The sequence below is a fragment of the Nonomuraea sp. NPDC049419 genome, from assembly GCF_040676995.1.
Classification (GTDB): Bacteria; Actinomycetota; Actinomycetes; order Streptosporangiales; family Streptosporangiaceae; genus Nonomuraea; species Nonomuraea salmonea.
Map to the genome: position 1 here is coordinate 442,177 of NZ_JBFAQB010000001.1, position 13,213 is coordinate 455,389.

Consider the following 13,213-nt stretch of genomic DNA (forward strand, 5'->3'; position numbering starts at 1 on the left):
GCCCCGGGGGCGTCCGCGTCAGTAGCCGACGTAGCCGGTGTCCTGCCTGTTGCCGACGAGGCCGGGCACGTTCGAGACGGAGCCGTAGCGGGCGATCGCGTACCGGACGCCGGCGATGATGTTGTCCACCGGGTTGTAGATGTCGCGGTGCCCGTCCATGGCGTAGGCGTTGAACGTGGGGTCGATCGTCTGCATGAGGCCCTTGGACGGGGTGCCCTTGGCCGCGTTGGAGTCCCAGGTGTTGATGGCGTGGGGATTCTCGCCGGACTCGTGCCGGATGATCTGCCAGATGTCGTGGACGTTCATCTTGGAGGCGGGCACGCCGGCGGCGGCGAGGATGTCCACGGCCTCCTTGATCCACGCCATGACCCGCTCGGACGGCGCCGCACCGCCGCCGGTCGGCGGCGGGCCGCTGGGGCCGTAACCGCCGAAGCCGCCGGAAGACGCGCCGGCGCCGAGCTGCGAGCCGCGCCCGCCCTGCACGGAGGTGCCCTCCGTCTGGTAGTCGGGGTCGGGCACCCAGTCGAGCTTGCGCCCCTTCTCGGGGGTGAAGGTCTGGGTGGTCACGTCCGGGATGGCGTGGAAGGTCAGCCGGCGGTTCTTCAGGTGCTCGTCGATGTTCTTCTTGGCCTTGGAGACGGCCGTCTCGGCGGCGTCCACCCACGGCTTGGCGTCCTTCTTGGCCTGCTCGACCAGCGCGACGAGGCCGGGCCGCACGTCCGCCTCGGTGGCGTCGGGGTGCTCGTCCATGTACCGGGTGCGGTAGTTCGCGGCGCTCGTGGCGAGGTCGCGGCAGATCGAGGAGATCTCGGTGTGCGACTCGCGCAGCGCGGACGCCGCGGACTTGAGCGCGGCGGCGCAGTCGTTCAGCGCCGTCTTGAGGCTCTCGGCGGCGGTGCCGTACTTGCGCATGTAGTCGTCGAAGCTCTTGGCCGAGCGGCCGTTCCAGGCGGCGTCCACGTTCCTGACCGCCGACGACAGCGCCCCGGCGAACTCCTCGATGTCGCCCGACGACGCCGTCCACTGCTCGGCGATCTTGTCGATGCCCCCGGGCTTGCCGGTCACCTTGCGCAGCATCTCGTCGAGCGCGGCGCCGCCCGGCAGGTGCGCGACGCTCACGACGTGGCCCGGTGGGCCGCGCGGATGTTCTCCTCGACGTCGCTCAGGCCGCGCTCGGTGCCCGCGAGCTTCTTGCGCGCCTCGTCCATCTCGCCGATGAGCGCCGACCAGACGCTGTTCGCGGCCGACGCGAGTCCCGCCGAGCCGGGCAGGTGGCCGAAGGTGTCGGCGCTGACCGGGGTGCGGTTGTTGTGCACCTCCCCGTCCGCGTCGTACGTCAGCTCGCCGGGATTGCGCTCGGTCAGCGTCTCCTGGTACTGGCCCGCCGCCTTCTTGATGGCGGTGCGGCACCGGTCGAGCGCGGAGAGATGGATGTCAAGGTCGGCCACGGTCGGCCCCCCTTTCTGCGTCCAGGAACGCCGTCTGCATCAGGCGCGAGCCGTAGCGGCGGTCCACCAGGTGCCCGCGGCCGGGCGGGAGCGGCTGCGGGCGTACGTTGCCGAACAGGTAACCCTCGTCCTTGCTGCCCGACATGAGCAGGGCGGGCGTCGCCATGTCCTTCAGCCGCTGGATGACCGGGTCGAACATGGCCCGGCTGGCGCCGCCCATCTGGCGCGACAGCACCAGGTGCAGGCCGATGTCGCGGGCCTGCGGCAGCAGGTCGACCAGCGGGTGCAGCGGGTTGGCCGAGGTGGCGACGAGGTCGTAGTCGTCCACGATGACGTACAGGTCGGAGCCCTGCCACCAGCTCCTGTCGCGCAGCTGCTCGGGCGTCAGGTCGGCCGGGGGCAGGCGGCTGAGCAGCGCCTCCTTGGCGTCGTTGATGAGGCTGGCGGCGGCGGCGCTGGAGGCGGCGTAGCCGATGCGGTGCGGGGTGACGGCCGAGTCGAGCAGCGAGCGCCGGTAGTCGATCACGATCAGCATCGCCTCGCTGGGCTCCTTCCTGCTGACCAGGCCCTCGGAGATGAGCCGCAGCAGGTTGGACTTGCCGCTCTCGTTCTCGCCGAACACCACGAAGTGCGGGTCGGAGTCGAAGTCGAGCGCCATGGGCGACAGCGACGCCTCGTCGATGCCGATCGGGATGCGGTCGGGGTCCTCGGGCAGCGCGGAGACCGGCAGGACGGCGGGCAGCAGCCGTACGGGCGGCGCGACGGGGCCCTGCCACGACTCGCGTACGGCCTGCACCAGCGCCCTGACCCCGGCGGCCAGGTCGGAGGAGTTCTGGACCCCGTCGATCCTGGGCAGCGCCGACAGGAAGTGGAAGCCGTCCTTGGTCAGGCCGCGGCCCGGCGTGCTCTCGGGCACCGCCATCGCCTGCTTCCTGCTGACCTCCGACTCGTAGGAGTCGCCCAGCTTCAGCTCGATCTTGGTGCCGAACAGGTCGCGGATGCTGGGCCGGAACTCCGACCACTTGTTGGTCGCGGCCACCAGGTGGATGCCGTAGCCGAGGCCGCGGCCCGCGATGTCGGTGATGGTCGGCTCCAGCGAGTCGAACTCCTGCCTCAGCGTCAGCCAGCCGTCCACGACCAGGAACACGTCGCCCCAGCCGTCGCCCTCGATCGTGCCCTCCTGGAGCATGCGGCGGTAGGCGGCCATCGACTCGATGCCCTGCTCACCGAACTCGCGCTCGCGCCGCTCCAGGATGCCGGCGATCTCGGCGACCGTACGCCGGACCCGCTCGCCGTCGAGCCGGGTGGCCACGCTGCCGACGTGCGGCAGGCCCTCCAGCGAGGCGAGCGCGCCACCACCGAAGTCGAGGCAGTAGAACTGCACCTCGCGCGGGGTGTGCATGAGCGCCATGCCGGTCACCAGCGTGCGGATCACGGTGCTCTTGCCGCTCTGCGTGCCGCCGGCCACGCCGACGTGTCCGGCCGCGCCGGAGATGTCCAGCCAGTACGGGTCGCGCCGCTGCTCGAACGGCTTGTCCACGATGCCGGCGACGGCGTGCAGCTTGCCGCGCCCCTGCCAGCCGGTCGTGGACAGGCCGTGCTCGGGGGTGACGGACAGCGGCGGCAGCAGGTGGGCCAGCGTGGGCGGCTCGGACAGCGGCGGCAGCCAGATGCGGTGCGCGGCGGGGCCGTGCCCGGCCAGGCGGGAGACGACGACGTCGAGCAGGCTGCGCTGACCGGCGGCGGCCGGCTCCGACTCCTCCTCTTCCTCGGGCTCCTCCGGCTCGGGGATCTCGGGCAGCGGCAGATAGGCGGGGCCGTACTCGACGACCTCGCGGATCGGGGCCTGGCCGTCGGTGGCGCCCGACGCGGCGGGGTCGGACTGGTGGGCGCCCGACACGTACGCGGCCTTGAACCTGGTCATGCCGGTCGTGTCGAACTTCAGGTAGCCGTTGCCCGGCGCGGACGGCAGCTCGTACGCGTCCGCCACGCCCAGCACGACCCGGCTCTCCATGGCCGAGAACGTGCGCAGGCCGATCCGGTACGACAAGTGCGTGTCCAGGCCGCGCAGCCGCCCCTCCTCAAGCCGCTGCGAGGCCAGCAGCAGGTGCACGCCGAGCGAGCGGCCCAGCCGGCCGATCATCACGAACAGGTCGATGAACTCGGGCTTGGCCGCCAGCAGCTCGCTGAACTCGTCCAGCACGATGAACAGCGTCGGCATCGGCCGCAGGTCGGCGCCCTGCTCGCGGGCCCGCTCGTAGTCGCGCAGCGAGGCGTAGTTGCCGGCCGCGCGCAGCAGCTCCTGGCGCCGCACCATCTCGCCGTGCAGCGCGTCGTGCATGCGGTCGACCAGCGGCAGCTCGTCCTCGAGGTTGGTGATGACGGCCGAGACGTGGGAGAGCGTCTCCAGGCCGAGGAACGTCGCGCCGCCCTTGAAGTCGACGAGCACGAAGTTGAGTATCTCGGAGGAGTGCGTGATCGCCAGGCCGAGCACGAGCGTGCGCAGCAGCTCCGACTTGCCGGAGCCGGTGGCGCCGATGACCAGCCCGTGCGGGCCCATGCCGCCCTGCGCCGACTCCTTGATGTCCAGCTCGACCACGCGGCCGTCGGCGCCGAGCCCGATCGGCACCCGCAGCCGGTTGCGCCCCGCCCTCGGCTGCCAGGTGACGGTGGGCTGCAGCAGCGCGGGGTCGCCCACGCCGAGCAGGTCGGTGAGCGTCATGCTGCTGCCCAGCACGTCCTGGGCGTCGCCGTCGGAGCCGGCCGAGGCCCGCAGCGGCGCGAGCTGCCTGGCCAGCCCCTCGGCCCTGGCGTAGTCGAGCCGGTCGGGGTCGCCCAGCCGGGTGGACGAGCGCTTGCCCGCGTGGTCGATCTTCACCATGTGGAAGCCGTCGGGCTGGATGTCCAGCCGCAGCGTGGCGGCCTCCTCGACGGGTCCCGTCGCCTCCGACAGGTCGATGACGGTGACGCCCTGGATGGCGTCCGTGCCGAGCTGCGAGTCGTGCGGCACGTGCCCGCCGTCCACGATCACCACGTGGTACGGCAGCGCGTCGGCCGCCGTGTTCGGCCGGAACCTGGCCCGCTCCTTCAGCTCGTCGCCCACGAGCTGGTCGAGGTGGATCATGTTCTCGGCCATGAGCCGCACCTTGCCCGCCGCGTCCACCTCGTCGGGGTGCAGCGCGTGCGGCAGCCACTTCACCCAGTCCCAGTGCGGCATCCACTCGCCGCTCGCGCACACCAGCACCCGCATGTCGTCGGGGGAGTGGAAGGTGACGAGCTGCGCGATCATGGCCCTGACCAGCGAGCGCATCGCCCGCTGGTCGCCGGTGAGCCGGATCCTGGCGAACGAGTTGAGCGCCACCGCGACCGGCAGCCCGGCCACCGTGGAGTGCGCCCTGACGAAGCGGCGCAGCGCGCCCGCGGTCAGCGCGTCGAGGTCCTCGACGGGCTTGGTGTCGGGCGGGACGAGCTGCACGGCCAGCTTCTGCACGCCGGTGCCGAGCCGTACGGTGCCGAAGTCGTCGTCGCGCGGCCTGCGCTCCCACAGGCGCGGGCCCATCGCCACCCACCACAGCGTGTCGGGGGCCGGGCCGCTCCACTCCAGGGCCTCGCGCTGCTGGATGGCGGCCTTGCGGACGCGCTTGCGGATCTGGCCCAGGTAGCGGAAGTAGTCGCGGCGCAGGCCGTTGAGCCGGTTCTTGCGCTCGCCCGCGTTGCGGCCGAGCTGGCCGACCGTCATGCCCAGCATGGAGATCGCGAACAGGCCGCTGGCCACGTACATGATGGGGTTGGAGTTGCCGCCCGCGGTGAACATCAGGCCCATGGCGGCGCCGCCGGCCAGCATGGGCACGTACATCAGGATTCCGGTGAATCCGGCCGGCTGCACCTCTGGGATCTCTGGCGGCGACTCCAGCAGGATCTCTCCGCGCGGTGGCTGAGGACTCGGGCGGCGTTCCGGCCGCCGTACGACAACGATGCTCACTGGGCGGACAACCCTCCTGTCACCTGAGACACTTTCTTACCAGACACACCGTCCCTATATGTTCGCCATGTCGGATTTAGCCAGCCAGTCATTGGAGTGGTCGTGACCTCCCTCGCCCACCAGCCGATGCAGCCGATGCAGCCCATACCGCCCGCGCCCCCTGCCGGGCAGGGCGGGCAGCCGCGGCCGCACATGCCGCTGGCGCCGTTGTGCCACGTCACGATCGTCGCGCCGCGCCGCAGGGTGGACCTGGCGCTGCCGGCCGACGTACCGCTGCCGCACGTCCTGCCCGGCCTGCTGCGCGCGGTCGGCGAGGCGGGCGGCGACGCGGCGGGCGCGCCGGGATGGGTGCTGCAGCGGCTCGGCGGGGCGCCGTTCGACCTCGGGCAGACGCTGACCGCCCTGGGCGTGCTGGACGGCGAGATCCTCTACCTGCGCCCGCGCGAGGCCCAGCTGCCGCCCGCGCTCTACGACGACGTGGCCGACGTGGTCGCCACCGGCGTCTCGGAGAGCACCGGCAAGTGGGAGGGCCGCCACACCAGGACGCTCGGCGCGGGGGCCGCCTCCGTGCTGCTCGTGCTCGGCGTGCCGGCGCTGGCCCTGTCGGGCAGCGAGCCGCTCGGCGTGACCGTGGTGGCGGGCATGCTCGCGCTGCTGCTGATCGGCGTCAGCGCGGCCCTGTCCAGGGCCGTGGGCGACTCCTCGGCCGGCGCCCTGATCGGTTACGCGGCGCTCCCGTACGCCTTCCTCGCGGGCCTCTACGGCCTCATGAGCGGCTCCACGCTGGCCGGGGTCGGCGCACCCCACCTGCTGGCCGCCCTGACCTGTACGGCGCTGGTGGCCACGATCGGCGGCACGGTCGTCGCCGACGGCGTGGCGGGCTTCCTCGGCACCGCCATCGCGACCGTGGCGGGCGCGATCGCGGCCGGCATGGTGATGGTGTTCGGCGTGCCCGCCGCGGGCACCGCCGCGATGACCGTGACCGTGCTCATCGCGCTCAGCCCGCTCATCCCGACGCTGTCGTTCAAGATCGCCAGGGTGCCGCTGCCCGCGCTGCCCACCAACGCCGAGGAGCTGCGCGCCGACAACCAGCGCATCGACAGCGACGGCATCCTCGCCCGCACCGCCCAGGCCAGCAGGTACGCCACCGGCATGGTGGCCGGCATCGCCATGACCGCGATCGGCGCGCTGGCCTTCCTGGTCGCCGAGCCCGGCTGGATGTCCGGCTCGATGGCCGCCGTCCTCTGCCTGGTGCTGCTGCTGCGCGCCCGCGTCTTCGGCGGGCTCGGGCAGCGGCTCTGGCTGCTGTGCTCGGGGCTCGGCGGGCTCGGCACGATGGCCGTCATGCTCAGCACGGGCTCGGGCACCGTGGCGGCGGCCGCCGTGGTGATGGCGCTGCTGTGGCTGTCGATGCTGGTCGTCGGGCTGGGGCTGTGGCTGCCCTCCGGGCGGCTGTCGCCGTTCTGGGGCCGGGCGGGCGAGATCGTGGACGTCATCCTGCTCGTCGCGCTGTTCCCGCTCGCGCTGGGCGTGCTCGACGTCTACGTCTGGATCCGCGGCCTGTCCGGCTGAGCACCGTACTGAGAGAGTTGGAGAGAGCATGATGGATCGTGACTTCGACTTCAGCGGCGTCGACGTCGACGAGCTGCTGAAGAAGAACGAGGCCCAGATGGCCCGCATCGCCGAGCTGGGGCCCGCGATGGAGGAGATCGTCGGCACAGGCCAGGACGAGGACGGCCTGGTGACGGTGGAGTTCGTCGCCGCGGGGCTGAAGGACGTGATCCTGCATCCCAAGGCCATGCGCCTGTCCTCGGGCGAGCTGGCCGCGCGCATCAAGCAGGCGTTCACGGAGGCCGCCGCCGATCTGGAGCGGCAGACCTCGGAGGTGATGGAGGACATGTTCGGCGAGGACAACCCGATGCGCTGGGCCCGAGACCCCGACGGCGCGATGGAGATGATCCACCGGGCCGAGTCCGCCTACAACCGCACCTTCGAGGACGTCATGGGCGAGCTGGTCCGCATCCGCAACCGGATGGAGGGCTGACCGGGTCCCGTCGCGGGACCCGGCCGGCTCCTCAGCAGAGCTTGTCCGGGCTGGTCGGCACCGGAGGCGACCAGATGTCGGGCTCGGAGTCGTAGTACTCCCTGGTGTGCTCGTCGCAGTGGTCCTGGGCGCCCGCCCCCATGGCGCCGGGCGGGAAGGCCATGACGCCGTTGCCGGGGGCGCCGCCGCCGCGCAGCACGGCGGGGCTGGTGGCGGCCGGGCCGCCGGTGCCGTACCAGGGGCCGCCGGCCGTGGGGCCGCCGCCGGTGAACGGGGCGCCGCCGGGCGGCTGGGTGGTCGGCAGGACCCCGGGCGGCGTCGAGGTGTAGGGGTTCGACGTCGTGGCGTACGGGTTCGGGGTGGTGGTCGTGGCCGGCGGCTGGGTCGTGGTCTGGGCCAGATCCGTCCCCGAGTCCTCGGCGGTGATGACGGGGGGCACGTCCTGCTGCTGGTCCTGGTCCTGGTCCTGGTCGCCCGGCTGGTCCTGCTGCGGGGTCTCCGTGCCCGGCTGCTGGGTCGCCGGGTCGTCGCCCGTGGACGGGCCGTCCTGGCCCTGCCCGCCCGGGTCCTGCGGCTGGGTCGTGCCGTCACCCTGGTCGCCCTTGCCGGTGCCGTCGCCCTTGCCCGTGCCGTCTGAGCCGTTGCCGGCGCCGTCGGAGCCGGATCCGGTGCCGTTGCCGGTCGAGCCTGAGCCGGTCTGGCCGCCGGAGCCCGCCGTGACGCCGGGGTCGGACGTGCCGCCGTTCCAGCGGCCGTCGCCGTTGCCGTTCGACAGGTCGGTGACCGTGGGCGCGTTCAGCTTGTTCGCCGGCTGGGTGTCCACGGTCAGCGGGTTGATCGTCGGCAGCTCGAACGCGAGCCCGTCGGCGATGCGCGCGTTGATGTCGGCGATCTCGTTGTTCAGGCTCTCCAGATGCTTCCTGGCCCGCTCGTCGGCGTCGGCGTCGAGGGGCGCGTAGCCCATGCTGCCCGAGCCACCGCCACCACCGCTGCCGCCGCTGCCCTGGATCACCGGTGGCGCCGTCTCACCACTGGGCTCGCCGCTGGGGCCGCCGTTCGTCATGCCGCCGCCGGAGTTCTGCTCCGGGTTGCCCGCCGGGGCGGGCACGGTCGAGCGGTAGTGCCGGACCCGCTCGGCGTACTTCTGCATCGGCTCGCCGGTCTTCTGCATGGCCTCGCCCAGCGCGCCCGCGCTGGCGTGCAGCAGCCGCAGCGCCTTCAGCGCCTGCTTGGCGTCGTCGCCGCTCCAGACCTCGGACAGGTCCTTGGCCGCCTTCATCAGCGCGCCCTGGACACCGCCCTCGCCCTTGATCAGCTTGGCCGCCTCGACGTAGCTCTTGCCCGCCCTCTCGACGCTGTCCGGGTCGGCGCCGTTCAGATAGCTGACCACCCGCTCCCTGGTGACGCTCAGGTCCGGCCTGCTCTCACCGAGGTAGCTGTAGATCCTGATGGGCTCCCACTGATCGGCCATCTCTCATCCCTGCCGCTTCTCACGCACTGCTGTCGGCGTGACCCTTCTCATAGTTCGCGACGGCCCGCTCGACCGCCTCCGCCCACTTCTCGACGTAGTCGATGAGCTTGGTGTAGCTGTCGCCGAACACTTCGTACGCGCGGGCGGTGTTGTAGCCGAAGCTGCTGGCCACCTCCCAGGGCCCGGTCTCGCCAGGCCCGACGTTGCCCAGCCCGGCCACCTCGCCGAGCGTGCCAGGGCCGCTCCAGGTGGCGCTCATGCTGGCCGGCTGGTTCCCGTACACCGAGCCGAGCTGCTCGCGCAGCCGCGAGACGACGGCCCTGACCTCTGAGTGGTCGATGTACGGGCCGCGCCCGTCGTCCTCCAGGCCGGGGAAGTCCTTGGCCAGCTCCAGTTCGGGCACCGGAGAGCTGTTCTCAGCCGGTCTCATGCTCTGCCTTTCGTACCGCCGTCGATGTTGGCGTCGATGGTCGGCACGTCGCTGGTGAAGTAGTCCTCTTCGTCCCACACGTACGTGCTGCGCCCCATCTCGCTCCTTTTCTCCTCCTGCTTCTGGCCGCTCGGCGGGGCCATCGGCATCATCGGGAGGCCGGCTCCGCCCAGCCCGCGCATGGCGGCCGCACCGGCCGGTCCGCCGAGGGCGCCGCCCACAGCGCCGTAACCACCGGCGCCCCCTCCGCCCGGGCCGCCGGCGTAGCCGGTGCCGATCCCGGTGGACGTGGGCGGGTTGAGGCCGGTGTTGGGGTTCGGGAGGCCGCCGAGCTGGGACGGGTCCGGCAGGCCGGCCAGCGTGGTGCTGCTCGGGGTGCCGGGGCGCTTGAGGTCGGCCCCGTCGACTCCGGTGCCGTTCGGGAGGTTCGCGCCGTTGGTGGCGTCGAGCCCGGTGCCGTCCTGGCCCGCGCCGTCGAGGCCGGTGCCGCCTGGTCCCGCGCCGTCGGAGCCGGTGCCGTCGGAGCCGATGCCGTCGAGCCCGGTCCCGTTCTGACCCGTGCCGTTCTGGCCGTCGCCGGGGCCGCCCACGCCGCCGAGGCCGGGGATCTGGTGCTGGCTCGGGTCGTAGAGGCCGTCCTGGTTGGGCGGAGCGAACTCGCCCAGGTCGGTGTCCTTCGGATTGGAACTGACGTTGCGCACGTTGGGGTCGCCGCCGTAAGGCGTCCTCGGCAGGTCACCCGGGCCCAGGTCGAACAGCGGGATGTCGGTCCGCAACTGGGGCGGGAAGACCTGGTTGTTCGCCGCGGTGGCCTGACTGAGCAGCCGGAGGTGCTCCTTGGCGAGCCGCCTGTCCTTCTCCTCCTTGGACTCGCCGACGAGGTTGGCGAAGGGCCCGTCGGTGAAGAGGGACGTGATGCCGCCCGCGACCGTGCCGAAGACGGCGCCGATCACCGCGCCGGGTCCCGCCCCCACGCCGCCGAAGAACGCGCCGCCGATCGCACCGACGCCTGCTCCCGTCGTCCCTCCCTGGAAGGCGGCCTCCAGGAAGGAGACGTCTCTGTCGGGCGTCTCGGGCAGCTTGCTCCCGCTGTAGGCGGCCAGTGTGTGGGCCTGCAGCAGGAGGGCGGGGGCGACGCCCGAGGGGTTCGTGGGGCACTGCTTGGCGTCCGCGGGCTGGGCGCTGATCGTCGTGGAGACGTCGGCGGCCGAGTCGCGCAGCTTGCGCAGCGCCTTCTTGACGATCTTGGCGTCATCGCCCTGGGTCCAGCGCGCGTCCAGCGCCCGCAGGTGCCTGTCGAGCACCTCGACCAGGTTGTCGAGGCGCTTCTTGGCGGTCATCAGCTCACCCGCCGCCGTGCGGAGCAGCTCCGGCTTGTTGGCGGTGAGCGTCTCACGCACCATCTGCGTGGTCGCGCCGTCGAACTCGGTCTGGTCGATCTGCGTCCTGATCGGTTGCTGTTGCTCGGCCATCAGACCCGCATCGTGTTCGAGCGCTCGGAGCTGTCCTTCTCCACCTCGTCGTAGCCGCCCACGGCCTCCTCCAGGAGGTCGATCGCGTTCTTCAACTGGCTGACGATGTTCTCGTACGAGGCGGTGACCGCGGCGATGCCGTTGTTGGCGCTCGCCTGGAAGCCCATCGCGGCCGGCCAGAACCCGTACATGGCCTGAGGGTCGGTGGTCAGTTGGTTGACGCCCCCTTGCGACGCGAAGGCCGGCGACGCGTCACCGCCGGCCTTCTCCGGGGCCAGCTGCTTGAGGGCCTCGAGCAGGTCTCTCCGCGCCGCCTTGATCGCTTCCTTGCTGAGGTCCACTCCACGATCGGTGCCCATGCTCCCCCTTGGTCAGGGCCCCGGCGAGATCGCCTGGGTCTTACTTGTGGTCGAAGATCCGGCTGTTGATCATCTCGACCTGCTGCATGTTCATGTTCGTGACGTTGATGTTCGACTTCAGCGCTTCCACGAACTGCGACATGTCCCTGGCCTCGAGCTCCCAGAGCTTGCGGACCTCGTCGAAGACGGTCTTGGTCTGGCCCTGCCAGATCGCGCTCTTGGCCAGCAGGTCGCGCTCGAGCTCGTCGAGGCAGGTGACCATGTCGTTGAACGCCTTGGCGAAGGCTTCCTCGCCCTTGCCCAGGCCCTGGAAATTGACCTTTGTGACGTCGAAGATGTCGTCTGCAGGCATGCTGTCCTCCTGGAGTGCGTCAGGTCCGGCCGTTGAATCCAGCGTTGATCGCGGCGGCGATCCTGTTGGTCGCCTCCTCGCGCTCCTGGTTGAACTGGACGTAGTTCCTGTTGCTCGTCGTGATGTTCTCGGCCAGGGTCTTCAGGCTCTGCAGCACCCTGTCCATGCGCTGGTGCCAGATCTTGTGCACGGCGTCGAACGCCGCCTCCGACTGGCCGACCCAGTTGTGCTTGAGTTCCACGCCCGCGGTGTCGAGGTTGCGCTGGATGGTACGCAGCCGGATGGCCGCGTCCTCGATACGCTGCACCGCCGCGACGAGATCGGCTTGGCTTACTTGAGTCTGCGGTTCGGCGCCCACAGGCTCTCCTTCCTTGCTGGTCGGCTTACTACCGCCGACCGCGCACTGTCGGCATGGTCGTCACAGTAGTGAACATCGATCACTAGGGTCGCACGTGATCACGTCAATTTTCCATATCAATGGGGTGGATGGTGCCGGTTTGCCAGATAACGTATGTGATGGATGTGACAAGGGGGGCGTATGTCGAATCCATCGGCCGCTAGTGACCCGTTCTCCTCGGCGCTGAGCAGCTTCGGGAGTGCCGTCGATCCTTTCAAGAAGGATCCCGAGCTCGACATGAAGCCGGACAAGGTGCGCAGCCTCGGCAAGAACGTCGGGAGCTACGCCCCCACCATGGGCGACCTGAGCGAGAAGACCCGCGCCATCGACATGAGCCCGTTGACGTTCGGCGTGATCGGGGGCGGCCTCAACGTCGTGCACCGCAACGTCCGCGACGGCGCCGCCGACGCGCTGGCGAGCGGCCGGCAGGTGCTGGAGTCCTGGGAGGCCGCGATCAACCAGATCGCGGAGAACGTCGACGCCGCGGAGCAGGCCAGCAAGGCCAAGAACAAGAACCCCGGTGGCCCGGGGGACATCAAGATGCCCCAGGGGCCCGGCGACATGAAGAACATCGGCCCGTTGGACCCGAACCTGAAGCCCCCCGGCGGCCCGGACGTGCCGGGCATGGAAGACATCGACGGCCCCGGCACCCCCGGCGTGGACATCCCCGGCCCCGGCCGCCCGGACGCGCAGAACCCGGACATACCCAACCCGAACGTCCCGGACCCGAACCTGCCGGACCCCAACGCGCAGAACCCGGACATACCCAACCCGAACGTGCCGGACCCGAACCTGCCGGACCCCAACGCGCAGAACCCGAACCTGCCGAACCCCGACTTGCAGAACCCCGACCTGCCGAACCCCGACTTCAAGGGCCTCGACCAGCCCGGGACCTCGGACCTGGCCGGGATCGACCGCAACCTCGCCAACCAGATCCCGCAGACCCGCATCCCCGACCCCAACGCCTTCGACCCGCGCACCACGAGCACCATGCCGCGGACGAGCCTGGTTCCCGAGAGCGGCATAGGCGGCGGTGGCGTCGGCGCCGCCTTGGGCGGCGCGCCGCCCGGCAGCATCTCCAAGGCGCTCAACTCCGGCATGCCGTTCTACCCGCCGCCCATGGGCGGCGGCGCCGGCGCCATGAACCGGGACGAGAAGAACGGCGAGAGCGGCCCGTACCTCAGCGAGGACGAGAGTGCCTGGGGCTTCGACGAGGAACACGGCCCGGCCGTCATCCGCAACGAGGAGGTGTAGCCGC

General features: G+C 71.2%; 12 protein-coding genes. 3 read left to right on the forward strand and 9 right to left on the reverse strand.

What is annotated here, in order from left to right; translation table 11 throughout:
• Positions 1–18: 18 nt before the first annotated feature.
• The 3 genes from AB0K12_RS02205 to eccCa are packed head-to-tail and all read right to left on the reverse strand — an operon-like array spanning position 19 to position 5,430.
• Positions 19–1,119: a WXG100 family type VII secretion target gene (locus tag AB0K12_RS02205; RefSeq protein WP_364555039.1), complete on the reverse strand. Its 1,101-nt coding sequence runs from the start codon at positions 1,117–1,119 to the stop codon at positions 19–21.
• Positions 1,116–1,448, reverse strand: coding sequence for a hypothetical protein (locus AB0K12_RS02210; protein WP_364555040.1), 333 nt, complete (start codon positions 1,446–1,448; stop codon positions 1,116–1,118). Before AB0K12_RS02210 ends, AB0K12_RS02205 begins: the two co-directional genes overlap by 4 nt.
• Complete coding sequence (gene eccCa, locus AB0K12_RS02215; protein WP_364555041.1) at positions 1,435–5,430, reverse strand: type VII secretion protein EccCa; 3,996 nt, start codon at positions 5,428–5,430, stop codon at positions 1,435–1,437. Before eccCa ends, AB0K12_RS02210 begins: the two co-directional genes overlap by 14 nt.
• A 102-nt stretch (positions 5,431–5,532) precedes the next feature.
• Between eccCa and eccD the strand changes: the two genes are divergently transcribed.
• Positions 5,533–7,002 (forward strand): type VII secretion integral membrane protein EccD, encoded by a 1,470-nt coding sequence (eccD, locus tag AB0K12_RS02220; protein ID WP_364555042.1) that lies wholly within the window; start codon positions 5,533–5,535, stop codon positions 7,000–7,002.
• A 28-nt stretch (positions 7,003–7,030) separates the two neighbouring features.
• Entirely contained in the window at positions 7,031–7,474 is a 444-nt protein-coding gene (locus tag AB0K12_RS02225) for a YbaB/EbfC family nucleoid-associated protein (protein WP_364555043.1), read from the forward strand.
• 31 nt (positions 7,475–7,505) lie between these two features.
• Here the strand turns inward: AB0K12_RS02225 and AB0K12_RS02230 are convergent, their stop codons facing one another.
• From AB0K12_RS02230 to AB0K12_RS02255, 6 genes are read right to left on the reverse strand one after another with little or no spacing between them, the layout of a single operon-like run.
• Complete coding sequence (locus AB0K12_RS02230; protein WP_364555044.1) at positions 7,506–8,945, reverse strand: hypothetical protein; 1,440 nt, start codon at positions 8,943–8,945, stop codon at positions 7,506–7,508.
• A gap of 19 nt (positions 8,946–8,964) precedes the next feature.
• A complete protein-coding gene (locus AB0K12_RS02235; RefSeq protein ID WP_364555045.1) occupies positions 8,965–9,375 on the reverse strand; it encodes a hypothetical protein in 411 nt (136 codons plus the stop codon).
• Positions 9,372–10,847, reverse strand: a complete 1,476-nt coding sequence (locus tag AB0K12_RS02240; RefSeq protein WP_364555046.1) for a hypothetical protein — start codon at positions 10,845–10,847, stop codon at positions 9,372–9,374. Before AB0K12_RS02240 ends, AB0K12_RS02235 begins: the two co-directional genes overlap by 4 nt.
• Positions 10,847–11,206 carry a hypothetical protein gene (locus tag AB0K12_RS02245; RefSeq protein WP_364555047.1) on the reverse strand — a complete coding sequence of 120 codons (360 nt, stop codon included), beginning with the start codon at positions 11,204–11,206 and terminating at the stop codon, positions 10,847–10,849. Before AB0K12_RS02245 ends, AB0K12_RS02240 begins: the two co-directional genes overlap by 1 nt.
• 40 nt (positions 11,207–11,246) lie before the next feature.
• Complete coding sequence (locus AB0K12_RS02250) at positions 11,247–11,558, reverse strand: WXG100 family type VII secretion target (protein WP_345396304.1); 312 nt, start codon at positions 11,556–11,558, stop codon at positions 11,247–11,249.
• A 19-nt stretch (positions 11,559–11,577) separates the two neighbouring features.
• A complete protein-coding gene (locus AB0K12_RS02255; protein ID WP_355411184.1) occupies positions 11,578–11,916 on the reverse strand; it encodes a WXG100 family type VII secretion target in 339 nt (112 codons plus the stop codon).
• A 180-nt stretch (positions 11,917–12,096) separates the two neighbouring features.
• On the opposite strand from AB0K12_RS02255, the gene AB0K12_RS02260 reads away from it, so the two are divergent.
• The gene (locus tag AB0K12_RS02260) at positions 12,097–13,209 is read left to right on the forward strand and encodes a hypothetical protein (protein ID WP_364555048.1); all 1,113 of its coding nucleotides are present in this window, start codon (positions 12,097–12,099) and stop codon (positions 13,207–13,209) included.
• Positions 13,210–13,213 lie beyond the last annotated feature (4 nt).